The organism is Agrobacterium sp. SOY23, from assembly GCF_027212525.1.
Classification (GTDB): domain Bacteria; phylum Pseudomonadota; class Alphaproteobacteria; order Rhizobiales; family Rhizobiaceae; genus Agrobacterium; species Agrobacterium tumefaciens_I.
The window spans coordinates 537,320-559,491 of record NZ_JAPWDT010000003.1 but is presented as its reverse complement, the minus strand read 5'-3'; the positions used below and the strand labels follow the sequence as shown (position 1 = coordinate 559,491).

The following is a 22,172-nucleotide window of genomic DNA, read 5'->3' as shown; positions in this document are numbered from 1 at the left end:
TGACCGGGCGTGATACGGAAAACAGGCGCGTCTTTAACCGGCGCCTGTTTTGCGATGCATCATTTCACCCGCCCATATTCACCGAGAAAATCGAGCAATGCCCGGATGCGTGCGGGAAGTGGCCCCCGCTGGCCGACATAAACCGCATGAAACGTCTCCTTTTCACCTGCATCGAGATGATCGAGGACAGATACGAGCCGGCCGGCGGCAATATCCTCCCGCACGGTGAAAGCGGCAAGGCGCACCAGCCCGACACCGGCGAGAGCAAGACGGCGAAGGCCCTCGCCGTCACTGACCTGCACGCGTCCCGTCGCGGGAATGACAACGGTCTTGCCGCCTTCCCGCAAAGGCCATCCGTCGATCGACCGGCTATAACCAAACCCGAGACGATTATGCCCTTCGAGATCGGCTATGCTCTGCGGTACACCGCAGCGCTCCAGATAATCCGGCGCGGCGGCAATGATCATCCCAGTGTCGCCGAGTTTCCGGGCAACGAGACTTGAGCTTTTCAGGGGCCCGGCGCGAACTGCGACGTCCATGCGCTCTGCGAGAAGGTCGACCACCAGATCCGTCTGGACGATATCGAGCGTGATGCCCGGATAAAGCGCCAGGAACCGCGGCAATATGGGCGCAAGAATATGCGTCGCATAGGACGCGCTCGTGTTGATGCGCACGCGGCCAACGGGCTGTTCTCCCTCACCGGCGGCGCGTTCGGCCTCTTCGAGATCAGCGAGAATGCGGGTGGCCCGCTCATAAAAGGCGCAGCCCTCCGGCGTTATCTGCAACTGCCGGGTGGAACGGTTGAGCAGACGCGCCCCAAGGCGTGTTTCCAGCCGCGCGATCAGCTTGCTCACTGCCGAGGGCGTCATGTTTGCCGCCGCGGCCGCGCGCGAAAAACCCCCAAGTTCGATGACCCGCACGAAGATTTCCATCTCCCCTGCCCGGTTGATCTCAAGTCGCGCCATGATGACTTCATCTCACAAGTGATATTATTTTCGGCATTCTATTTCATGTAAGAACGGGCGTCTATCTTCAGATGGCGGTTCAGGACCATAGCAATCCCTCACCTGCCGCACCATGATGGAATGGACGGACTGGCGCAGCCGTGTGCGCGGCGCCGGACCACTCCCGAAGCAAGAAAGGAATGCCCCATGGAATATCGCTCTCTCGGCAAATCCGGCCTGAAAGTGCCGGTCCTGAGTTTCGGCACGGGAACCTTCGGCGGTTCCGGCCCACTCTTCAGCAATTGGGGCACATCGGACGCCACGGAAGCCCGCCGCCTTGTCGACATCTGCCTGGGAGCCGGCGTCAACCTGTTCGACACGGCAGATGTCTATTCCAACGGGGCGTCGGAAGAGGTCCTCGGCGAAGCCATCAGGGGACAGCGGGATGGCGTTCTGATCTCGACCAAAACCAGCCTGCCGATGGGTGATGGGCCAAACGAGGCCGGCTCCTCCCGTTTCCGGCTGGTGCGTGCGGTAGAGGACGCGCTGCGACGACTCCAGACCGATTATATCGATATTCTCCAGCTCCATGCCTTCGATGCCTTTACGCCGGTTGAAGAGGTGTTGTCGACGCTCGATACGCTCGTCCGGTCCGGCAAGGTGCGCTATACCGGCGTGTCGAATTTTTCCGGCTGGCAGGTCATGAAATCGCTCGCGGTGGCCGATCGATACGGTTGGCCGCGTTATGTGGTCAACCAGGTTTATTATTCCCTGATCGGCCGTGACTATGAATGGGACCTGATGCCGCTCGGCGCGGATCAGGGCCTCGGCGCCATGGTCTGGAGCCCGCTGGGATGGGGGCGACTGACCGGAAAAATCCGCCGTAACGCCCCCCTGCCCGAAGGCAGCCGCCTGCATGAAACCGCGAGTTTCGGCCCGCCCGTGGATGAAGACCGGCTCTACCGTGTCATCGACGCACTGGATGCAATCGCGGAAGAAACCGGCAGGACCGTGCCGCAGATCGCCCTCAACTGGCTGCTCAGGCGACCCACTGTTTCCACCGTGATCATCGGCGCACGCAATGAGGAACAGCTTCGCCAGAACCTCGATGCCGTGGGATGGGAGTTGACGCCCGCACATGTGGCAAGGCTGGATGAGGCCAGTGAAACGACGGCCCCCTATCCGCATTTCCCGTATCAGCGGCAGGCTGGTTTTGCGCGGCTTAACCCGCCGGCGGTCACCGGCTAGGGCTTTTTAAGACTGGCGGGTGGCGGTGCTTCGAGCTGCCCCAGCCGCCAGAAACCAACGGGGGGGCGGCCGGTCGTGCAACTGTCGCGGTCAAAAGCGATCGTACAGCGCTTGGTCGCCGTCTCGCTCCCGAGAATGAAAGAGCGGCTCGGATGGCAGATGGCCGCCGTGTGGCAAGACGCGCATACATGGTGAGCATTTGTCCGCAGGGAAGATGCGGGCTCGGCAATCATGAGGGCACTCGAAGAATGGGTCGCCATGGTGAAGGTTGGCGAGCGGTAATCCGCGCCATCGAGGCGCATGTTTTATAGGCCCGCCAGCTGGTGATTTTATCCCTCAAAAACCGCTTGACCTCGACCGTGATTGAGGTCCTAGAAGTATTGTCACCTTGTTTTCGCAAGGCTCTTTCCATGCTCTTGAGCGAACAGTTGACAAAGGATACCCCATGGCTTTCCAGCTTCCCGACCTCCCCTATGCCCATGATGCGCTCGCCTCTTCGGGCATGTCCGAGGAGACGCTGAAGTTCCATCACGATCTTCACCACAAGGCCTATGTTGATAATCTCAACAAGGCGATTACCGGCACAGAATGGGAAAAAAGCAGCCTCGAGGACATCGTGCGGGGCACCTATGAGAAGGGCGCGGTGGCGCAATCCGGCATATTCAACAATGCCTCCCAGCACTGGAACCACAATCTCTTCTGGGAAATCATGGGACCACAAAAACACGCGATGCCCCGGCCGCTGGAAGACGCGCTGACGCAGTCCTTCGGCTCAGTGGCGCTGTTCAAGCAGAATTTCGCCCTTGCCGGCGCATCGCAGTTCGGCTCGGGCTGGGCGTGGCTGGTGATGGATACCGATGGCACACTGAAGATCACCCGCACGGAAAACGGCGTCAATCCGCTATGCTTCGGCCAGAAGGCACTTCTCGGCTGCGATGTGTGGGAACACAGCTATTACATCGACTTCCGCAACAAGCGTCCAGCCTATGTCGAGAACTTCCTCGACAATCTGGTGAACTGGCAGGCAGTGGCAGCCCGTCTCTGATTTGAGCCCCACCGACCCGGCCTGCGCCGCTGCCCTGAGCGGCTGGCCGGGTCAGGCGCAGCCGGACAGCCGCCGTCCGGCTGCAACTCCATTCGAGCATCCCATGCCCTATGTCGTCACCGAAAACTGCATCGCCTGCAAATACATGGACTGCGTGGAAGTCTGCCCGGTCGAGTGTTTTTATGAAGGCGAGAACATGCTCGTCATTCACCCCGATCAATGTATCGATTGCGGCATCTGCGAGCGGGAATGTCCTGCCGCCGCAATCAGACCGGATACCGAGGCAGGGCTGCATGTCTGGCTCGACCTCAATCGCCACTATTCCGGCATCTGGCCGCGCGTGCACCAGAAAAGGACGCCGCCGGACAATGCCGACATCATGAATGGCGCTGCGGCCAAATTTTCCATTTTTTCGAAAAATCCGGGAGCGGGCGGTTAGCCCGGCACTGCATGTCTCATAATCTCAGGCTGATCGATGGCGGTGTGGTCACGCACGCGCATGTTCCGCTGAAAACCTCTGCCGCACCGATGGTCTCGCCACGAGAATTCAAGGACGCGATGGCAGGTCTCGCATTCACCGTGGCCGTGGCCACGGCCTGCCATGCCGGAGAGCGCATCGGACGCACGATCACCTCTTTCATGCCACTCAGCGCCGAGCCGCCGCTTTTGATGATCTCCATCGATGCCTGCAGCCGCATGGTCGATCTCATCGCCGCAAGCCGGGGATTTTCCGTTGCAGCGCTGGCCAGAGGGCAGGAAGATATTGCCGACATGTTTGCAGGAAAGGGAAGCCTGCCGGACCGGTTCTGCCTTGGCGACTGGAGCACATGGCCCTCGGGCAATCCGAAGCTTGCCGATACGCTGCTGTCCATGGACTGCGAACTCGTCGGCTCCATCGATGCCGCAGACCATATCCTCTTCGTCGGCGCCATCACCGAATCGACCTCGAATCCCTCACGCAAGGCCCTGCTCTGGAGCAGCCGCTCCTATACTGGCACAGAGATAAGGAGCTAGCTCGATCCAAGAATTTCCCGTCTGCGAGCTCAGATATACAGCGTCTTTTCATCGGCTTTTAGCGCTTCCACAAAGTGGCGATAACAGCCTGCCCTTGCCGGCAATCGGTTATGGGAGTTTTCGCAACCGGCGGAAGACCGACAGCGACGAAATACCTGTCGCCGCGGATGCTTTACCGAGCCTTCAGGCATATTACCGTCCTGTCGTCGCTGAATTCGCTCGTTGTCGATCCCTTCACCGATGGGTAGTCGCTGAGCTTGTGAAAATCTGCTGCCTCGACGCGGGCAAATTCCGCTTCCCAGTCTGTGACGTCGATGCCGGTGGGCAATGACAGATAACCATCGGAGAAGATTTCGAGGCTGGTGACCGTATCCTTGGCAAGGGACAGATCCACCGTGCCCTCCCCTATCACCTCCCCGCCATTGACCGAAGCGTATCCGAGAACATGGCCCTGTCTGTTTGCATAGTGTGGCTGGACACGAATGCCACCCATCAGAAACTCTTCGACGGCTTCGATATCGTTTTGAAGACCGCTTGCCGCAGCAGCGGCGGCAATGACATTTTCTGCGTCGGGCATAGTCATGATGCCGGCTTTCACAGCCGCGCGCAGGCCGGAAAATATGGTGGCTCGCGTTTTCGCCTCCGCCGCGTCACCGTCTTCGAGTAGAGCGAATAGCTGTTTGAAGACGTGAATGCGGGCCGACGTGCTGACGCGGTCTATGAGCTTGCCATGTTGCAGCAACCGGGTGCCATTGATACGCACGCCGGAATCGCCAGCCAAAAGCAGCCGAAAGCTGTCGCCCATATCGACCACGATTGCGAGAGTAGTGGACGGCGGGTGGTTCGCATTGATGCGCTGTGCCTCCCTTTTCAGTATATCGCTGATGGTCTGGAATAGCGCGGTTGCCTCGCAATTTTGCAAAGTACCTTGGATGCTCATCTCCGCCACTGCATTTGCGGCGGCAAGGGCTGCGATGCGGCCGGAACTCAGCCCGCCGTAATTTGCCCCGGTCGGGTCGGTAGCACCGTCGAAAACGGCCAGAACCTTTCCGGGAAGAAGAATTGCCACGTCGTCCCCCGGCGTTGCCGCGTTCTTGTATTTCGATTGCGAAAAGCTCGCGATATTCATCGTGTCTGTTCCTTGCAGAGGGGAGCAGGCGACGACACGCCGGTCGCCGCTGCTGTGGTCTTTTATGATATGGTCAAGCGGTCAGACGAAGGATGCTTCCTTGTCTTCCGACAGACGGAAAACAAGGAAGACGCAGATACCTGTACTGACCAAAAGAACGGTCGACAGCGCCGCTGCCGTGCCAAATTCCCCGTCAATCACCTGAATGTAGATGAGGACCGGCATGGTAATCGTGCGCGCGGTATAAAGGATGAGCGTCGAGGACAGCTCGTTGATGGCGGTGATGAAGCTCATCAGCGAACCGATGATCAGGCCGGGCATCATCAATGGCACCGTCACAGAGAGGAAGGTCTTTGCAGGTGAAGCCCCAAGATTAACCGCTGCCTCCTCGATCGAAGGCTTGATCTGCCGGAGGATCGATGTTGTGGATCGGACGCCGTAGGGTAGTCGGCGGATAAACACCAGAAGGATGATGATGAGCGCCGTACCGGTAATATCAAAAGGAGGATAGCGGAACGTCGTGACGTAACCGATCGCCATGACGACGCCCGGAATGAGATAGGGTACCATCAATAGCAGATCCAGCGAACCGGAGACGGCGTTGTCGCGCCGAACGACAATGAAGGACAGCAGGCCCGACACGATCGCAATAAGGACTACGGCAGCCAGGGCAAAGGTGAAGCTGTTGGCAATGGCCTGCGGGGAATCCCGCAGAATGCGGGCATAACTGTCCAATCCGAAGCCGCCGGTAAAGACTGGGCCGTTGGTTGCGAGGAACGAGGTGTATATTACAGTGAGCGACGGCAACATGGCGATGAACACCACCAGATAGCAGAAGCCGTGCACCAGGAATGATTTCAGCGGACGCATTGACTGCTTGACCGGTCGGTTGGTCAGTGAACTGGCGTAACGGCGCTTGGCAAGAATGTGCCGCTGCAACAGAAGTGCGGCCATGGAAATCGCGATCATTACCATCGAAATCGTCACGGCCATGGTCGGCGTACCGGCCATCTCTGAAGTGTATTGCGCATACGCTATGGTGGAGAGCGTTCGGATCCCTTTGCCGAGGATTGCCGGCGTTCCGAAGTCGGCGATCGATAGCACGAAGCAGATGATCGCCCCGGTGCTGACTGCCGGAAAGACCAAGGGCAAGGTGATTTTGCAGAAACGCTCGAATGATGTGCAGCCAAGGTTTTCGGCTGCATCCTCATAGGATTTGTTAATGGTGTTCAAAGCGTTCTCCGTCATCAAATAGATGTACGGGAAGAACTTCAGGCTAAAGACCATCACGATGCCCGGGACCCCATAGATCGTCGGCAAAGAAATGCCGGCGAAGGACAACAGGTTGGTGACCGCACCATTGGCACCGAACAGCATGATCCAGGCATAAGCACCAATGAAGGGCGGCGCGCAAAGGACCAGTACCGCAAAGGTGGCGATGAATGTGCGTCCCTTGATGCGATAACGGGACGTGCAAAAGGCAAGCGGGATACCGAGAAGACACGCACCAAGCATGCCCAGCACGCCGATCAGCAGCGTATTCCAGAGTGCGACGGTATAAAAACGCCGCGTGAACACCTCCGCATAGTTGCTGAACCCGAATGCACCGGTTTTGGCGTCGAAGAAACTGATGAAGAACACGCTGAAGATCGGCAGGATCAGGAAGATCGCCAGCAGGATGACGGCAAGTACCGTCACACTGGTCCAGAAACCCGGCAGTCGCAGCTGGAAACTTCGTGGGGTTGAAGTCACAGTCATATTCGTCATGACAGGCGCTCCCCGGTTACACCCTCACCGAACAACTGTGAAACGCTCGCACACCAGGAGAACGTCGTTTTCTCATTCGGTTGAAGGGCGATGATCTCTGGCGATGGCTTGGCGATTGCCTCGATCTCCTCACCCGACGAGAGTACGGCCGCGACATTCATTTCCCGACCGGTGAAACTGACCTGGCGTATGGTCACCGGCAGTTCGATGCGCTCGTCAACAGCGTTCGCGGAAGGACCGACGGAAATCGCCTCGGGGCGGATCGCAGCGACGATCTTCCGTTCCGGCGAAATCGCATCCGCTTGCGGCATTGCAACCTTGTGGCCGGAGATGGATGTCTGCCCGCCCGTGCGATCGAGCGTCAGGAAATTATTGGCTCCAACGAAAGACGCGACGAAACGATTGGCGGGATTGTTATAGACTTCCCATGGTGGTGCGGCCTGCTGAATGACACCGCCATACATGACACAAACCAGATCGGACATGGCAAGCGCCTCTTCCTGATCATGGGTGACATAGACGGTGGTGATGTTCATGGCTTGCTGGATTTCGCGCAGTTCGCGCCGCAGGTCCACGCGGAGTTTGGCGTCGAGGTTGGACAGCGGCTCGTCCATCAAAAGCACTTTGGGATTGATGACGAGTGCGCGCGCCAGGCCTACACGCTGCTGCTGGCCGCCGGAAAGTTCGTGCGGCATACGCTTGGCATAAGGAGCAAGCTGGACGATATCGAGGATCTTGCCGACGCGTTCCCGGATTTCGGCGGACGACGCCTTGCGTTGCTTCAGACCGAAGGCAACATTGTCGAATACGGAAATATGCGGAAAAACCGCATAGTCCTGAAACACCATGCCGACATCGCGCTTATGGGCGGGCACATGCTCGATCGCCTGTCTTTCGATGCTGATGCTGCCGCTGTCCTGCTGGTGAAACCCGGCGATCGTTCGCAAAAGAGTGGTCTTTCCACAACCGCTCGGACCAAGCAGCGTAAAAAATGATCCCGAAGGAATGGAGATGTTGATGTCGGATAGGGCAACGACATCCCGGTAACTTTTCTTGATGCTGGTAATCTCAACGGCGGCCATGTGCTGCTCCATGACAAATCCTGCGCGGCACGCGACCACGGTGGACGGAACGAAAATGCGGATGTGAACGAGGGAAGCGGGGACGGTGCCTGACGCGCCGCCCTCCTATGCTCTTACTGGACGTCGAGAAGGATCTCGTTCCATTTTTCCATCAGGCGCGAGCGGTTGTCCGAAGCCCACTTGAAATCGTATTTCGCATCAGGAACATCCGAAAGCGGAACAAGTGCCACGTTCGCCGGAACATCGGTTCGCACCGAGCGACGGCCGGCTTTCACCACCACTTCCTGCGCTTCCTTGGACACGATGAAGTCGATAAAGGCCTTGCCGTTTTCGGTGTTCGGCGCGCCCTTGACGAGTGCCATGCCGTCAGGCGCAATTGCCGTGCCTTCTTTTGGGTAGACAATCTCGACCGGAGCGCTGCCGAGCTTGTAACGTAGCGCGGCGTCTTCAAGCGTGATGCCGACGGCCTGCTCGCCGTCATTGACAAAACGCGGCACGGCGCCGGAAGAGGTGGATAGGACTGAGTTGCCAAGGATGCCGGTATAAATCTCCCAGCCCTTCTCCTCACTGTCGAAGTCCTGCAAAACAGTTGCCATCTGGATATAGGCGGAACCGGACTGATCAGCACGGGCCGAGGAGATCAGGCCCTTGTATTCAGGCTTGGCGAGATCGGCCCAGGATGTCGGAACCGGTGCGCCTTTCAGAGCGTCCTTGTTGACGATGAAGGCTGTCACGACAGCTGTGAAAGGCACCCAGTTCGCACTTGGCGAAAAAGCTGGGTTGATCGCGGCGGCTTCGACAGGCTTGTAAGGTTCGAAAAGATTCGCGGAGAAATCGATCACCGTTCCATCAACACTCCAGATCACATCACCTGCCGCCTTGCCGCTTTCGGCCTTGATGCGGTTCATCAGCTCGCCGGATCCGGCTTTGACAAGCTCGACCTTGGTGCCGGTCTTCTTTTCAAACAGGGGCAGCAACTCGTCCATGAGCTGCTGCGGCGCTGCCGAATAGACCACGACAGTACCTTCCGCGTGGGCGAGAGCGGCACTGGCCATGAATGCCGCGCCAGCAAAAAGGCGCGCGAAAATAGTGCATGATTGACGCATAAGGGGGCTCCGTTTTTTTGTTCCCTGACAAACGAGACGCTGCGACATGATTTTTTTGCTGTTTTTCCCGTCGCGGCTCGTTGCCTAATATTTATTTTCTTTACGTAAATTAATAAGTCAAGCGTGAATTTTCCACCGAAGTCGGAATACGCTAGATCGCTGATAAACAACGGCATTATAACGAACGTGAGGCTTCGCCCCGAACACTTGGTTTCGCTTAGGCTGGGAAATTTGCTGTACAATCGCGCAGTTTACGCTATTCATCCGGCGTAACGTCTCCCGGGAGAATGGTTTGATCGACCTCGGCTATAATGAGCGACGCCTGCTTGAAATCTTGCGTGGCAAGGGAGGCATGTCGCGCATTGAACTCGCGCGCGAGATGGACGTCTCCGCGCCAACCCTCACCCGCCTGACCGCCAATCTTCTGGAATCCGGCCTGATCCTCGAAGCAGAAGAAGCGCGCAGTGACGGCAAACGGGGCAAACCGTCCACTGCTATCGAAATCAATCCAAACGGGCTTTTCACGCTCGGGGTCTATTTCAATCCAGACGATCTGCGTGTCTGTATCGCCGATCTCAACGGCACGATCAGGCAGGAAATTCGGTCCGAGCTTGAAGGGTACAGTTTCGAGCACATTATGGAAATGGCCGAGACGGCTGCCCACCAAGTGCTGGAAAAGGCTAAAATCAGAAAGAAGGATGTCCTCGGCTGCGGCATCAGCTTTCCGGGCCACTTCAAGCGCGATCGAGGCCATGTCTTTCGCATCAAACAGTTCGAGAACTGGCGCGACATCGACGTCGACAAGGACTTCCAGCCCTATTTCGATTTCCCGGTCTTTCATGAAAACGACGGCAACACCGTCATTCTCTCCGAGCTTTATTACGGAGCGGGCCGCAGTATCCGTAACTTTGCGATGATCTGGCTGACATATGGCATCGGCGGCGCCGTCGTGGTGCAGCGTCATCTCTATCGCGGCACGAATGGTAATGCTGGCGAGTTTGGTGGCCTGTTTCCAAAATCAAATCCGCGTCCCTCCGGACAGGATCTTTGCGACACGCTGGCCGCCCACGGGTTGGATATCCGGCGTTTGAAGGATATCGATGAAAGCTATTGCGACCATCCCGCCGTGGTTACCTGGCTGGAAAGGGCAACGGACCAGCTTCGGTTGCTGGCTCTGACCGTCGCCCGAACGATGGATCCCGGCGCCATCATTTTTGGCGGATCACTGCCCGACTGGATTCTTGACCATATCGTACAGCGCATCGGGTCGCTAGAAATGCTTGGCGAGGATTTCTTCGTAGAGCCCCCGGAAATACGCAAATCGATGATGAGCGACCTGCCGCATCTCGGTGCCGCCAGCATACCGATCTACCGTGCCACGACGCCCAGCTATTATTCAGGCAGGGCCCTGAAGGGATGGGCTTAGCCGCTGTTAGTCGTTAGCCTCTTGCCCAATGACGGATTAAGTTGCCGGATGCCTGCACCCCTGACCCGACAACAGTTTTTATGGGAGTTTTATGCAGGCTGAACCGGTGCAGGTCCCGTGACTTCTTCCGCTGAAAGCCTGCGCGTCTCCGATGATCTCCCCGCGTGAACTCAAGGATTCAATGGCCGGCCTTGTCCTCACGTGGCCATGGCCACGGCCGCCCACGCCGCAGAGCGGGTCGGGCGAACAATCACCTCCCTCATGTCGCGCAGCGCAGAGCCGCCGCTGCTGATGATCTCCATCGACGCCAGCAGCCGCATGGTCGATATCATCGCCGCGAGCAGGCGATTTTCCGTTGCGGCACTGGCCAGAGGACAGGAGGAGATTGCCGATGCCTTTGCGGGAAAGGCAAATCACCCGGACCGGTTCAGCATTGGAGACTGGGATACCTGGCCATCAGGAAGCCCTAAACTTGCCGACGCGCTGTTATCCATGGATTGCGAACTTGCCGGTTCCATCAATGCCGCAGACCATATCCTGTTCGTGGGCGGTATCATCGAGGCCGTCAAAATCCCCTGAGCAAAGCCCTGCTCTGGAGCGAACGCGCCTATACTGGCACAGATCAACGCTACCCCATCCCTCCGTCTCGATAATCCGAAAAGGCTCTCACCGCCATGACCGGCAACCGCTAGAGAAAATCCGCCTGCTTTCGGCGTCTGTCGCCATTGGCGCGGGCAAAGCTGCCCGGAGCGACACCCGTTCTCCTGCGGAAAGCGGTGCTGAATGCGCTGGCGGATTCATAACCGATCTCCTCCGCGATATGATCGAGGGACTTTACCCCGCGCATCAGCGCGTCTCTGGCAAGTGCCATCCGCCAGCGGGCCAGATATTCGATCGGCGCGCAGCCGAGCATTTCATTAAAACGCGCTGCGAAGGCCGAGCGCGACATGCCGGCGATCCCGGCCAGTTCGGCCACGGTCCAGTTCGCGCGGAAATTGGCGTGCATGGCGGACAATGCACGGGCAAGCCCGGGCAAACGCATCCCCTTCACCAGCCCTGCCGGAATTGCCTCACTGCCCGCGTTCGGCCGACGCAGCACTTCAACCAGCAGAACCTCCAGCATGCGCCGGATGACCAGCTCTTTGCCTGCATCCTCGCGCGCGCATTCTTCCGATAGCAACTCGATCAGGCGCGCCAGCCGGGATGCTCCACCCTCACCCGTCGGCACATGGATCAGGTCGGGCATCAACGACAGCAGAAGCGCTGCATTGACCCGCTCGAACGTGAAGCTTCCTCCCAGCGCGACAAAATCAGGCTCCCCTTCCTGTCCACCATGCCGCACCGCCCGGCCTTGCGGCTCGACCGGAATACACTCGACGTCGGTATCGCTGCAAAGCGAGAAGGCGGGCGTGGAGGGCAAAAGCAGGAAATCACCACTCGTCAACCGCAAGGGCTCCCGGCCATCGATCATGACCCAGGCCGCACCGGCCAGAACCACGGCAAAACCCGGTGCGTCATAGGCGCGATAACGCACACCCCATCGACCCCGGCCGGAGATAGGTTTGGAAACGGCGGCACTTGGCCGCAAGAGATCTATGATATCGCTAAGAGGATCCACTGCCTGGACGATCAATAATAAACTTTGGTGTTCAGAGCATATATCATCCAAAACACATGGTCTATCTCCGATCATATCGAACAATGGAGACTTATGATGACCAAGAAGATCCTCATCACCGGCACCTCATCCGGCTATGGCAAGGCGACCGCCGAATTTTTCCTCGCGCGTGGCTGGAATGTCGTTGCGACCATGCGGCGTCCGGAGCCCGATCGCTTCGGCGGCGATAACGACCGGTTGCGCATCCTGCCGCTGGATGTGACGGACGAGCAAAGCGTCGCGGCCCTGATCGATGCGGCAGGCCCGGTCGATGTGCTGGTGAACAATGCAGGCATTGGCATGGTCGGCGCTTTCGAAGCAATGCCAATGCCGGAAATCCGCAGGATCTTCGACACCAACAGCTTTGGTGTGATGGCAATGACGCAGGCGATCATTCCCGAGATGCGAAAGCGCCGGTCCGGCACGATCATCAACGTCACATCCAGCGCCACGCTCGCGCCGTTTCCGCTTGCCGCCGTTTATACCGCCAGCAAGCAGGCAATCGAAGGTTTCTCCGGTTCGCTTGCCCATGAACTCGGTCATTTCAACATCCGCGTGAAGCTGGTGGAACCGGGCTATGCGCCGACCACTCGTTTCACGACAAATGCCATCCTTCCGCTGGAAGAGCTGTTGCCGGACGAATACATGGACTTCGCAGGCCCAATTCTCGAAGGCTTCGCCAAACCGGCCATGACAACCAGCGAACAGGATGTCGCCGAAGCGATCTGGAGCGCCGCCCATGATGTGTCCGGCCAACTCCGTTTTCCCGCTGGCCCTGACGCAATTGCGCTGGCCCGGGCGAAGTGACGCCCGAAAGCGGCGGATGGCAGAGATGTTGCAGCAACATCTGCCATCGACTTTCGCAAGCGCTCACGCAGGTTCCGCCGGCTCTTTTTCTGCGATCTCCGGCCACAATCCCTCCGTCACCGCCATCAGTGCCGGCGTTGCGGCCGCAACCCAAGGGATGCCGCTGCCGGGGCGCGTTCCGATACGGACATCGAGACCCGCTTCCCGTGCGAGAACGACGCCGCCGGCGATATCCCACATGGTCGTCAGCTTCTGCAGATGGCCGTCGAAGATGCCGCGTGCCGCGAAGGCAAGGCCGATCGATGTGGAGCGGATGGACTCCACCACCCAGCCCGCATGCCTGAGCCCGACATTCAGAGCAGCGACTTCTTCCGCATCGGCGGCGGCGCTATCGCCGAGCGACATGACCTGCACATCCTCGAAGGGCACAAGGCGGGCAAGCGGTTTGCCGTTCAGCATCAGACCCGTCCCATCCGCCGTCGCATAAATATCCTTGAAGACCGGCATGGCGACGACGCCAAGTTCGGGACGCCCGTTGCGAACGAAGCCGAGCGAGATGCCCCAGAGCGGCGAGCCACGCAGGAAATTGGCGGTGCCGTCGATGGGGTCGATGATCCAGTAGGCGTCATCGGCCACGCCGCCCATTTCTTCGCCCAGCACGGTTTCACCGGGAAAGGCCGCCGCCAGACGGTCACGGACGAACCTTTCGACCGAGGTATCGGCTTCCGAGACAAAATCCTGAAAACCCTTCGTCCGGGTGGCAATGGCGTCGCGCGCCTCGAAAAAGCGAAGGGCAAGGCCCATCGCTTCCTCGATGATGGCGACGGCGCGGTCGCGACGCTCGCTCATCGTGTCCACGCCCTGCCAGTTGCGCCGGCGCCAGTCTTCAGCCAGCAGGTGAAGGCTTCGACTTCATCCGTCTGGATCGCGCCGACGCCCGCCTCGGCAAGAGCACCCCAGACGGCTTCAGGGTTTGAAAGCGCCCTTGTATCGTTGAAATCGAGGCAATGGGAAACGTCGAGCGAGTTGATCCACAGGCGGATATTCTGGCGCTCCATCTCGGCACGGCCTTCGGCCAGATCGGCAATGTCGGTGAATTTCACCTCGATCATCGGCGCCTTCAACGCCTCAATCCGGCGCAGATCCTCGGCGAACCTGCCCTTTCTGACCGGGAACATCGGCATATGCGGAATCTTTCCGAACCAGTCTGTCTCCAGCACCTCGAAACGGCTCGCTTCAGGATCGATATCGGTCTTGACCAGCACCTGATCCTCGATGCCGAGCCGCAGCACGGTTTCCATGACCTGCGGCAGATCGCGGGTGAATTTGGTGTCGATATTGACGGTGATCCTGCCGCGCGCCTCTTCCAGCAATTCCTCCAGCGTCGGCACGCATTCATCGGTCACGCCAGCGCCGTCACCACCAGCACCGATCTTCAGCTTCGCTGCGCGAACCACCTCGAAAGGCAGCGCGCTCATGGCTCCCTTGCCCGTCGTGGTGCGGTCAAGCGTTTCGTCGTGAATGACGACCAACCGGCCATCGGCCGTCGCCTGCGTGTCGATCTCGATCATCTCGACACCGGCCGTAATCGCGGCGCGGACAGAAGCGAGTGAATTTTCGGCGGTGGCCGTCCAGAAACCGCGATGGGCGATGGTCAGGATGGCCGGATTGTCACGCGAGCAGAGCGCAAGCACATTGCAGGCGTTGGAGGTCTTTGGGGAGGAGGCAAGGGTCTGGTGCATGGTTTTCACTTTCGGACGTTGCAATTACCGGGTTTGGCTGCCCGGATCAGATTTTCCCCATGCCCGCCGCCATCAGGTCGTCGCGCAGGATGCGGCCGGCGATGATGAAGACGACGAGTGCGGGAAGAAGCAGGATGAAGGAGACGATGGAGGCGAGCGGCAGTTGCATCGAATAGGGATCGAGATACATGTAAAGCTTGATCGGCAAGGTCTCGACGACAGGCGCGCCGACGATGAAGGACTTGTCGAATTCCTCGAAGCTGCCGATGAAGGACATCAGCCCGCCGGCGAGAAGGCCGGGCACAGCCAGCGGCAATATGATGTGGAGGACGATGCCGACGGTGCCCGCACCCAGCGAACGGGCGGCATGGATGAGATCGTCAGGAATGGTCTCCAGCGCCGCCGTCATCAGCCGGATCATCAGCGGCAGGGTGCCGACGATCTGCACGAGGATGACCCCCGTTACCGAATAGGCAAGGCCGAAAAGCAGGAACACCTGCCCGATGCCGACGGCGACGACCAGCCCCGGAATGATGATCGGCGCCAGAATAAAAATCTCCACCAGCCGTTTCAGCCGGAAGGGAAACCGCGCCATCGCCCAGGCGGTGGGCAGCGCGATGGCCGCCGTCAGGAAGGTGACGACGATGGCGATGAGGATGCTGTTGATCGCGGCGCGGATGAGGCTTGTATCGCCCAAAATGCCTGCCCAGCGCGCCGTGGTGTAATGCTCCGGCACGACAAGTGGTGGCGACCAGCCGTCGGCAATGCTCCAGAGGAACATCAACGCCAGCGGCACGGCGATGGCAAGCGTCAGCGCGCCATAAAGCCCGATGGAAACGAAAATCCGGTCCTCCGGCGTGAAGGCGCGGCGGCGGGGAGTGATGGTGGGTTCAATGGTGATAACACTCATCATGCGTCTCCTCGGTTTTGGCCGGGGCCGATGCGGGATGTCAGGGAATAATAAAGAATGAGCACGGTGACGGCGAAGAGGCTCAGAACCATGCCCATGGCATAGACCTGATTAAAACGGCCCTGATTAAACTCCTGGATCATCAGCACCGAAAGCGGCCGGGCCGTCGGCGGGCCGACGATATCGGGAATGGCGTAAGAGCCCATGGAACCGATGAAGGTGAGAAGAATGGCGGCGGTGATGCCGGGCATGGCGAGCGGCACCTCCACGAAGAAGAATGTCTTCAGCCGCGAAGCGCCAAGCGTGCGCGAGGCATAACGGATATCCTCGGGAATGGCGGCAAAGGCGCTGGTGATGATCAACGTCATGAAGGGTATCTGCTTCCAGACGCTGGCGAGAATGACGCCAATGCCCCAGTCGTCGCGCACCAGTTTGGGTAGTTCGAGCCTCAGCGGCGCGACCAGCCGGTCGAGAAAACCGCCCCTTTCGAAGACAACGATCACCATCAGGCCGACGATGATGCCGGGCACCGCCATCGGCAACTTGTAAAGGCCGCTGAACAGTTTTCGACCGAGAAAGCTCTTGCGGATCAAAAGCGCCAGCGGCACCGAGGCCACAAGCGAGACGATGACCGGCATGACGCCGTAATAGATTGACGTCGTGAGGCCACGGATCATCGAGGGGCGGGTGAAAATCCGTTGGTAGAACATCAGCGTGAAGCTGCCATCCTCCTGCCTGAAGCTGCCGATCAGTGCCGACAGCAGCGGCCCGCCGAAGAAGACCAGAAGATAGCCTACCCCCGGAGCCAACAGCAGAAGAAGCTGGGCGCGCCTGTCGCGAAGGATCCCGGCCATCATGCCGCCTCCCCCGCCATCCTGTCATCGAGAAGATGGACCGAACCGGGAAACTGCAGGGCGACCTTTTGCCCGACATCGATCAAAGTTTCCGCGCCGGACTGGCTGACCCTTATCTGGCGGCCGCCGATCTCGACCGTATAGAGCGCATTGGCGCCCATGAAGGAAACGGCGGAAACCGTGCCCTCACCGGCTTGATCGGCGCGGATGTGGATGTTTTCCGGGCGAACGGAAATCTGCACATTGCCGGCCACCGCCCGGTCCAGCGTCACCGGCTGGCCCCAGGGCAATTGCGCCTGCTCACCCTCGGCGGAGACGGGCAGAAGATTGGTCTGGCCGAGAAAGCCGGCGGTAAAAGCATGCTTCGGCGCGCGGTAAAGCTCAAGCGGCGTGCCGATCTCGACCACCCGGCCGGCATTCATGACGACGATCCGGTCCGACATCGCCATGGCCTCGGCCTGATCATGCGTCACATAAAGGCTGGTCGCACCGATGCGGCGGTGAAGCTCGGTCAGCTCATGGCGCAACGTGTCGCGGAGTTTGGCATCGAGGTTGGAGAGCGGTTCGTCGAACAGCAGCAGGCTCGGCTGCATGACGATGGCGCGCGCCAGCGCCACGCGCTGCTGCTGGCCGCCGGACAATTGCCGAGGCATGCGATCCACCAGACCGGTGAGATTGCAAATCTCCAGCGCATGGGCGAGGCGCCGCGCCCGCTCGTCCTTCCCAACCTTCTTCATCTTCAGGCCGAAGCCCAGGTTTTTGGCGACCGACATATGCGGGAAAAGCGCATAGGACTGGAAAACCATCGCGATATCACGCGCTTCCGGCGGCGCCTGATCGATGCGCTTGCCTCCGAGCCGGATTTCACCGCCAGAAGGTTGGCTGATGCCGGTGAGGATGCGCAAAAGCGTCGACTTGCCGCAACCGGAGGGCCCAAGAATGGTGACGAATTCGCCCCGTTCCACGGTGATCGATACGGGATGAAGCGCCCGGCTCGCCCCGTAGTCTTTGCTGATATTGCTGATCTCGAGTTCACTCATGGCGAGCCTCCCTCATATTTTTGACCAAGGCTATCCGGACCGTGCATGGCACTTGCGGCCGCACGATCCGGCAATCCCTGATGGCGTTACTGGTTGAGGACTTTTTCATCGAGCGCTTCGGCAAGCGCTGTCGACATATCCCAGAAAGCCGGCAGCGACAGGCGCGGATAGACGCTCTGCGGCAGCACATGTTCCTGCACGGCCTTCGGCATCAGATCATTGGTGACATCGGCGCGCGGAGAGCGGGAGGCCTTGTTTTCCAGCTTCCAGAGCTGGAACTCCTTGCTCATCGCCATATCGATCAGAAGCAGTGCGGAGGCGACGTTCTTGGCGTTAGCCGGCACGAACATGGCGTCGCCAGAGCCGACCTGACCTTTTTCGAGAAGCGTGACGCGGAAACTGTCGGGCAATTGCTTGGTGCCGAGGAAACTCATGACCTGATCTTCCCAGACGGTGCCCATATAAAGCTGCTGGTTGTTGATGAGGTTGAGCGTATCGGCATTGCCGTTGGTCAGTTCGGCCACGGCCAGAAGACGACGATAATAATCCCAGACGGGCGTGAGGCACTCGGACTCCATGGCCCAGTCTTCGGCCTGCTGCAGCGTCTGGTTATAGTCGGTCAGCTGCTTGCGGCAGTCGCCGGTAAGATAATTGAGTGCGACAGAATAGATAAAGCCGCCGCCCGAACCACCCTTGGCCGGCAGGGTAACGCCGAGACGCTTGGGGTTCTTTTCGGCCCAGACAAGAAGGTCCTCGAAGCTCTTCGGCACATCCTCGGCCTTCACGAAGGCAGAGTCATAACCGATAGCCGTCTGGTTGAGATGCACCAGCGGGAAGCTGCCGCCATGCGGCTTGCCGAACACAGTTTCAGCCAGTTCCGGATTGTAATTGGCCATGTTCGGCAGGATTTTCGTCAGCGCAATATTGCCGACAACGCCCTTGGCAGACAGCAGCGGATAGCTGCCGCCACCGGCGAAATAGGCATCGACGGGCGAATCCTGACCTGCCGCCTGTACAGCGATCAACTGCTGGTTCGCCTGATCGCCCTTCGCGTCGCTATAGGCGACCTTGATGCCATATTTGGCTTCGAAGCGGGTGATCAGCTCCTTCCACGTATCGGCGAAACTGCCGGCGAAATTATACATCGTCACCGTACCCTCGGCTTTGGCGGCCGGAACGACGATGTCGTAGAAATTGTCGCGCGTGACCTTCGACAGATCGAAGTCGAGGTTTTTCATATTGCTGTCAGCCGATAGGCACGGCGCTGCCGTCGTCGCCAGCGCAAGCGCGGCGATCGCAAAAAATTTCATGCGCATTGAATGGTTCCTCCTGGGGACCCGTTGTTGACCGGCCCCCTATTAATACACTCTAAGTGTAATATTTGTGACAGTCCAGTGAAAAATGCTGTCGCAACCGGTGGCCCGTGTTGCCGCCGCCCCGCGCAGCCGTTATCCAAGGCCATGAACACAGATCAGACGCCGCAGCTAACCTTCGACCGCCAGCCGCTTGCCAGCGAAAACGAGCGTCTCATTCTGGATATCGTGCGCCGCCACGGCCCCATTGCCCGCGCCTCGATTACCGGCCACACCAACCTCACGCAGCAATCTGTGCACCGGCTGATCGAAGGCCTGCTGGAGCGCGGGCTTCTGCAGACCGGCGCGCCGCTCAAGGGCACGCGCGGCCAGCCGAGCCCCACCATCGAGCTGGTGCCGGAGGCGGCCTATTCGCTTGGAATTTCCATCAACACCGACTCCGTCGTCATCTGCATCGCCGATTTCCGCTGCGACGTGATTGTCGAGGAAAAACTTGACATGCTTCCGGAGGACCGGGAGGAGACGCTTGCTGCCTTGTCGCTGGCCCTCGAACGGCTGCTCTCGGAACACGGCATTCCGCGCGAGCGCCTGCTTGGCCTCGGTTTTTCCATGTCCGGCTTCTTCGTGTCCGAGGACCGCGCCTTCAATGCGCCGGAGCCCCTGCGCGACTGGTCGCTGATGGACCTGAAGCCGATCCTTGAGAAACGGTTCCACCTGCCGGTCTGGCTGGAGAACAACGCCACCACGGGTGCGATCGGCGAAAGCCTTCGCGGTGTCGGCTCCTGGTGCCAGACCTTCGCCTATCTGTCCTTCAACTATGGCTTCGGCGGCGGGCTGATCCTTGGCGGCCAGCCGTTTCACGGCTTTCATGGCAATGCCGGCGAATTCAGCGGCATATACAGCCCGGACGAATCGCCCAAACGGCCGGCCCTGCAATATCTGATCGCCACCCTGCAGAGAAACGGCGTCGACATTCATTCGATCGAACCGCTCTATCAGCAGTTCGACCCCACATGGCCGGGCGTCGAGGAATGGCTGACCGAAACCATGCCGCAGGTGGACAGGCTGGTGGCCAGCCTGATCGCGGTGCTCGATCCACAGGCCATCGTCTTCGGCGGGCAATTGCCGCGCGCGCTTGGCCAGATGATGATCGAACGCACGCACATGCCCTCAGAGCGCGAACATCGTTATGGTGTCGGGCCAAAGGAAGCGAAGCTGGTTCTCAGCGAGACGGTCGGCGATCCCTCCGCCATCGGTGCTGCGCTGCTGCCGCTCAGGGTGCGCTATTTCCTCTAGGTCAGCCCAAACGGCCTGATGTAATCCCGCAACAATCATCACGGAAACGTGAGCCTGATTTCGCCCCCGGTTTTTTACTGGTTGGCAGCTTGCATCCGAAGGCGATAAATATGATTACAACTATCATGTTTATTCTGACATGAAGCGGTGTCTCGGCCCGCCTCATGCGCCAGGCCAATACGCCACCGGGTCGATTGATGAGCAAAGCCCTGTTTGAGGTTCTTGACGCCAAGGAAGAAAACCGCCTGATGCGGTTTTTCCGCCGGCAGCTGCAGAACCGCGAAGACGCCGCCGACGCCATGCAGGAAACCCTGTTGCGGGCGCTGGAAGTCTCGCATGCGACGCTGATCGACAATCCCCAAGCCTATCTCTTCCAGATCGCCCGGTCCGTCGCCCGCCTGACGGTCATCCGCCAGTCGCGCGAGCGGCCGCTATTCGCCCCTTACGAGGCGGGTTTTGCCGTCGCCTGCGAGGACCCCGGACAGGAACGGATCGTCGCCGGCCGACAGCACCTTATTTTAATGGCGCGGGCCATCGAGGCCCTGCCCAAACGTTGCCAGCAGGTCTTCGTGCTCAGCCGTCTGCATGGCCATTCCAATGGCGAGATCGCCGTCCGGCTCGGCATTTCCCGCAACATGGTGGAAAAACACATCATCAAGGCGCTGCTGCACTGCCGTCAGGTCCGCGCGCAAATAAAAATGTAAACCGGCATCAGGTGTTCGCATCCTTTTTCACTCTATAAGGGAAAAGGAATACACATCAGCACGCAACAACGGCAGATCAGGACATGAACAAGCGCCCGGACGGCCTGAAGGATAACGGTTTGACCGATGACGGTCTGGCCGAAGAGGCCGCGCTGTGGGTGGCGCGCATGCAGTCGAGAGATGCGACGGAAGCGGAGCGCGAGGCGTTTCATGTCTGGCTGCGCGCCGATGCCGCCCATGCTAGCGCCTATGAGGACATGCGGAGCCTCTGGGGCGAGCTTGGCGATATCGAGCTTGCGCCGGCCGAACAGCGAAAACGGCGCGGACCTCGCCGGGCAATGCTGGCGGGTGTTGCCGGTCTCTGCCTCATCGGGCTTGCAGCGCTGTTTGCGGAGAAAAGCGGATTGAAGGACCGCTGGCAGGCGGATTATTACACCGAAATCGGCGAAACACGCATGCTTTCGCTGGAAGACGGCAGCCGCATCAGCCTGAACACCGACACGGCAATTGCGGTTCATTATTCGCAAAAGGAACGGCGCATCACCCTTCTTCGCGGCGAGGCCTATTTCGATGTCGCCAAAAACCCGGAGCGGCCCTTCATCGTCGAAGATGGAGCGCTGACGGCAAAGGCGCTCGGTACCCATTATTCGGTGCGCACCGGCAATGGCGCGCTGCCGCAGGAGGTGCAGGTGGAGGAAGGCCGCGTCGAGGTGACCACAGGCGCCGAGATCGCCGTGCTCACGCCCGGAGAGGCGGTGACCCTTGGCGGCGATGGCAGGCTGGTGCGCGCCCGCAAGGATGTCGCCAACAGCATGGCCTGGCGCGAGGGCAAGCTCGTCTTTTCCGGCCAGCCGCTGCGCGAGGTTCTCGATATTCTCTCGCAATATCGCCGGGGCCGCATCGTCATCCTCGATGAGGCGGCGGCAAGGCAGCACGTCTCCGGCATCTTCGACCTGAAGGACACGGATCAGGCGCTCACCATTCTCGAAGAGAGCCTTCCCGTTTCGGTATCGCGGCTTTCCGGAATGCTGGTTTTCGTCCGCTCGCGATAAAATAGCTTTTTTTCGCGAATCCGACGTCAGGAGTCG

The 22,172-nt window shown here is 59.5% G+C and carries 21 protein-coding genes and 1 pseudogene; 10 read left to right on the top strand and 12 right to left on the bottom strand.

All coding sequences use genetic code 11. The features are described 5' to 3' along the window. Positions 1–59 precede the first annotated feature (59 nt). Positions 60–965, bottom strand: a complete 906-nt coding sequence (locus O3S81_RS11400; RefSeq protein WP_269343214.1) for a LysR family transcriptional regulator — start codon at positions 963–965, stop codon at positions 60–62. Between the two features lie 186 nt (positions 966–1,151). Between O3S81_RS11400 and O3S81_RS11395 the strand changes: the two genes are divergently transcribed. The 4 genes from O3S81_RS11395 (at position 1,152) to O3S81_RS11375 (ending at position 4,251) form a co-directional block, all read left to right on the top strand. Beyond that, entirely contained in the window at positions 1,152–2,192 is a 1,041-nt protein-coding gene (locus O3S81_RS11395) for an aldo/keto reductase (RefSeq protein WP_269343212.1), read from the top strand. 445 nt (positions 2,193–2,637) lie between these two features. After that, a complete protein-coding gene (locus O3S81_RS11385; protein ID WP_269343210.1) occupies positions 2,638–3,237 on the top strand; it encodes a superoxide dismutase in 600 nt (199 codons plus the stop codon). A 103-nt stretch (positions 3,238–3,340) separates the two neighbouring features. Next, positions 3,341–3,676 (top strand): ferredoxin FdxA, encoded by a 336-nt coding sequence (fdxA, locus tag O3S81_RS11380; RefSeq protein WP_065116941.1) that lies wholly within the window; start codon positions 3,341–3,343, stop codon positions 3,674–3,676. 11 nt (positions 3,677–3,687) lie between these two features. Continuing rightward, on the top strand, positions 3,688–4,251 hold the full coding sequence (locus O3S81_RS11375; RefSeq protein ID WP_269343208.1) for a flavin reductase family protein: 564 nt from the start codon (positions 3,688–3,690) through the stop codon (positions 4,249–4,251). Positions 4,252–4,423: 172 nt separating this feature from the next. Here O3S81_RS11375 and O3S81_RS11370 read toward each other — a convergent pair whose 3' ends face one another. The 4 genes from O3S81_RS11370 to O3S81_RS11355 all read right to left on the bottom strand — a co-directional run bounded on the left by O3S81_RS11370 (position 4,424) and on the right by O3S81_RS11355 (position 9,335). Next, positions 4,424–5,380 carry a hypothetical protein gene (locus O3S81_RS11370; RefSeq protein WP_269343206.1) on the bottom strand — a complete coding sequence of 319 codons (957 nt, stop codon included), beginning with the start codon at positions 5,378–5,380 and terminating at the stop codon, positions 4,424–4,426. An 81-nt stretch (positions 5,381–5,461) separates the two neighbouring features. Continuing rightward, positions 5,462–7,147: an ABC transporter permease gene (locus O3S81_RS11365; protein ID WP_269343201.1), complete on the bottom strand. Its 1,686-nt coding sequence runs from the start codon at positions 7,145–7,147 to the stop codon at positions 5,462–5,464. Further along, positions 7,144–8,229 (bottom strand): ABC transporter ATP-binding protein, encoded by a 1,086-nt coding sequence (locus O3S81_RS11360; RefSeq protein ID WP_269343200.1) that lies wholly within the window; start codon positions 8,227–8,229, stop codon positions 7,144–7,146. Before O3S81_RS11360 ends, O3S81_RS11365 begins: the two co-directional genes overlap by 4 nt. Before the next feature lie 113 nt (positions 8,230–8,342). Beyond that, positions 8,343–9,335, bottom strand: coding sequence for an ABC transporter substrate-binding protein (locus O3S81_RS11355; protein WP_331284192.1), 993 nt, complete (start codon positions 9,333–9,335; stop codon positions 8,343–8,345). Between the two features lie 292 nt (positions 9,336–9,627). Between O3S81_RS11355 and O3S81_RS11350 the strand changes: the two genes are divergently transcribed. Both O3S81_RS11350 and O3S81_RS11345 read left to right on the top strand, forming a co-directional pair. Next, entirely contained in the window at positions 9,628–10,761 is a 1,134-nt protein-coding gene (locus O3S81_RS11350) for an ROK family transcriptional regulator (RefSeq protein WP_269343197.1), read from the top strand. Positions 10,762–10,912: 151 nt separating this feature from the next. Then, positions 10,913–11,414: pseudogene (locus O3S81_RS11345) on the top strand (flavin reductase family protein). Between the two features lie 35 nt (positions 11,415–11,449). On the opposite strand, the gene O3S81_RS11340 reads toward O3S81_RS11345, so the two are convergent. Next, the gene (locus O3S81_RS11340; protein ID WP_269343195.1) at positions 11,450–12,379 is read right to left on the bottom strand and encodes an AraC family transcriptional regulator; all 930 of its coding nucleotides are present in this window, start codon (positions 12,377–12,379) and stop codon (positions 11,450–11,452) included. A gap of 96 nt (positions 12,380–12,475) precedes the next feature. Between O3S81_RS11340 and O3S81_RS11335 the strand changes: the two genes are divergently transcribed. Further along, a complete protein-coding gene (locus O3S81_RS11335; protein WP_269343193.1) occupies positions 12,476–13,225 on the top strand; it encodes an SDR family oxidoreductase in 750 nt (249 codons plus the stop codon). Between the two features lie 63 nt (positions 13,226–13,288). On the opposite strand, the gene O3S81_RS11330 is transcribed toward O3S81_RS11335, so the two are convergent. The 6 genes from O3S81_RS11330 to O3S81_RS11305 all read right to left on the bottom strand — a co-directional run bounded on the left by O3S81_RS11330 (position 13,289) and on the right by O3S81_RS11305 (position 19,087). Continuing rightward, entirely contained in the window at positions 13,289–14,074 is a 786-nt protein-coding gene (locus O3S81_RS11330; RefSeq protein ID WP_269343191.1) for an inositol monophosphatase family protein, read from the bottom strand. After that, positions 14,071–14,967: a glycerophosphodiester phosphodiesterase family protein gene (locus O3S81_RS11325; RefSeq protein ID WP_269343190.1), complete on the bottom strand. Its 897-nt coding sequence runs from the start codon at positions 14,965–14,967 to the stop codon at positions 14,071–14,073. The genes O3S81_RS11330 and O3S81_RS11325 overlap by 4 nt, the downstream gene beginning before the upstream one ends. 46 nt (positions 14,968–15,013) lie before the next feature. Beyond that, positions 15,014–15,880, bottom strand: a complete 867-nt coding sequence (locus tag O3S81_RS11320; RefSeq protein WP_442864907.1) for an ABC transporter permease — start codon at positions 15,878–15,880, stop codon at positions 15,014–15,016. Continuing rightward, the gene (locus tag O3S81_RS11315) at positions 15,877–16,731 is read right to left on the bottom strand and encodes an ABC transporter permease (RefSeq protein WP_269343516.1); all 855 of its coding nucleotides are present in this window, start codon (positions 16,729–16,731) and stop codon (positions 15,877–15,879) included. The genes O3S81_RS11320 and O3S81_RS11315 overlap by 4 nt, the downstream gene beginning before the upstream one ends. After that, entirely contained in the window at positions 16,731–17,771 is a 1,041-nt protein-coding gene (locus O3S81_RS11310) for an ABC transporter ATP-binding protein (RefSeq protein ID WP_269343186.1), read from the bottom strand. The genes O3S81_RS11315 and O3S81_RS11310 overlap by 1 nt, the downstream gene beginning before the upstream one ends. 86 nt (positions 17,772–17,857) lie before the next feature. Beyond that, positions 17,858–19,087 carry an ABC transporter substrate-binding protein gene (locus O3S81_RS11305; RefSeq protein WP_269343184.1) on the bottom strand — a complete coding sequence of 410 codons (1,230 nt, stop codon included), beginning with the start codon at positions 19,085–19,087 and terminating at the stop codon, positions 17,858–17,860. A gap of 144 nt (positions 19,088–19,231) precedes the next feature. Between O3S81_RS11305 and O3S81_RS11300 the strand changes: the two genes are divergently transcribed. The 3 genes from O3S81_RS11300 to O3S81_RS11290 all read left to right on the top strand — a co-directional run bounded on the left by O3S81_RS11300 (position 19,232) and on the right by O3S81_RS11290 (position 22,136). Further along, positions 19,232–20,380 (top strand): ROK family transcriptional regulator, encoded by a 1,149-nt coding sequence (locus O3S81_RS11300; RefSeq protein ID WP_269343183.1) that lies wholly within the window; start codon positions 19,232–19,234, stop codon positions 20,378–20,380. A gap of 197 nt (positions 20,381–20,577) precedes the next feature. Next, positions 20,578–21,084 (top strand): RNA polymerase sigma factor, encoded by a 507-nt coding sequence (locus O3S81_RS11295; RefSeq protein ID WP_269343182.1) that lies wholly within the window; start codon positions 20,578–20,580, stop codon positions 21,082–21,084. An 83-nt stretch (positions 21,085–21,167) separates the two neighbouring features. After that, positions 21,168–22,136 carry a FecR family protein gene (locus O3S81_RS11290; RefSeq protein WP_269343180.1) on the top strand — a complete coding sequence of 323 codons (969 nt, stop codon included), beginning with the start codon at positions 21,168–21,170 and terminating at the stop codon, positions 22,134–22,136. Positions 22,137–22,172: the final 36 nt, after the last annotated feature.

Bases quoted from the DNA above. Each gene is read 5' to 3' on its own strand.
- O3S81_RS11400 (WP_269343214.1), bottom strand. From the start codon at position 965: ATGGCGCGACTTGAGATCAACCGGGCAGGGGAGATGGAAATCTTCGTG.
- O3S81_RS11395 (WP_269343212.1), top strand. From the start codon at position 1,152: ATGGAATATCGCTCTCTCGGCAAATCCGGCCTGAAAGTGCCGGTCCTG.
- O3S81_RS11385 (WP_269343210.1), top strand. From the start codon at position 2,638: ATGGCTTTCCAGCTTCCCGACCTCCCCTATGCCCATGATGCGCTCGCC.
- fdxA (WP_065116941.1), top strand. From the start codon at position 3,341: ATGCCCTATGTCGTCACCGAAAACTGCATCGCCTGCAAATACATGGAC.
- O3S81_RS11375 (WP_269343208.1), top strand. From the start codon at position 3,688: ATGTCTCATAATCTCAGGCTGATCGATGGCGGTGTGGTCACGCACGCG.
- O3S81_RS11370 (WP_269343206.1), bottom strand. From the start codon at position 5,380: ATGAATATCGCGAGCTTTTCGCAATCGAAATACAAGAACGCGGCAACG.
- O3S81_RS11365 (WP_269343201.1), bottom strand. From the start codon at position 7,147: ATGACGAATATGACTGTGACTTCAACCCCACGAAGTTTCCAGCTGCGA.
- O3S81_RS11360 (WP_269343200.1), bottom strand. From the start codon at position 8,229: ATGGCCGCCGTTGAGATTACCAGCATCAAGAAAAGTTACCGGGATGTC.
- O3S81_RS11355 (WP_331284192.1), bottom strand. From the start codon at position 9,335: ATGCGTCAATCATGCACTATTTTCGCGCGCCTTTTTGCTGGCGCGGCA.
- O3S81_RS11335 (WP_269343193.1), top strand. From the start codon at position 12,476: ATGACCAAGAAGATCCTCATCACCGGCACCTCATCCGGCTATGGCAAG.
- O3S81_RS11330 (WP_269343191.1), bottom strand. From the start codon at position 14,074: ATGAGCGAGCGTCGCGACCGCGCCGTCGCCATCATCGAGGAAGCGATG.
- O3S81_RS11325 (WP_269343190.1), bottom strand. From the start codon at position 14,967: ATGCACCAGACCCTTGCCTCCTCCCCAAAGACCTCCAACGCCTGCAAT.
- O3S81_RS11320 (WP_442864907.1), bottom strand. From the start codon at position 15,880: ATGATGAGTGTTATCACCATTGAACCCACCATCACTCCCCGCCGCCGC.
- O3S81_RS11315 (WP_269343516.1), bottom strand. From the start codon at position 16,731: ATGGCCGGGATCCTTCGCGACAGGCGCGCCCAGCTTCTTCTGCTGTTG.
- O3S81_RS11310 (WP_269343186.1), bottom strand. From the start codon at position 17,771: ATGAGTGAACTCGAGATCAGCAATATCAGCAAAGACTACGGGGCGAGC.
- O3S81_RS11305 (WP_269343184.1), bottom strand. From the start codon at position 19,087: ATGCGCATGAAATTTTTTGCGATCGCCGCGCTTGCGCTGGCGACGACG.
- O3S81_RS11300 (WP_269343183.1), top strand. From the start codon at position 19,232: ATGAACACAGATCAGACGCCGCAGCTAACCTTCGACCGCCAGCCGCTT.
- O3S81_RS11295 (WP_269343182.1), top strand. From the start codon at position 20,578: ATGAGCAAAGCCCTGTTTGAGGTTCTTGACGCCAAGGAAGAAAACCGC.
- O3S81_RS11290 (WP_269343180.1), top strand. From the start codon at position 21,168: ATGAACAAGCGCCCGGACGGCCTGAAGGATAACGGTTTGACCGATGAC.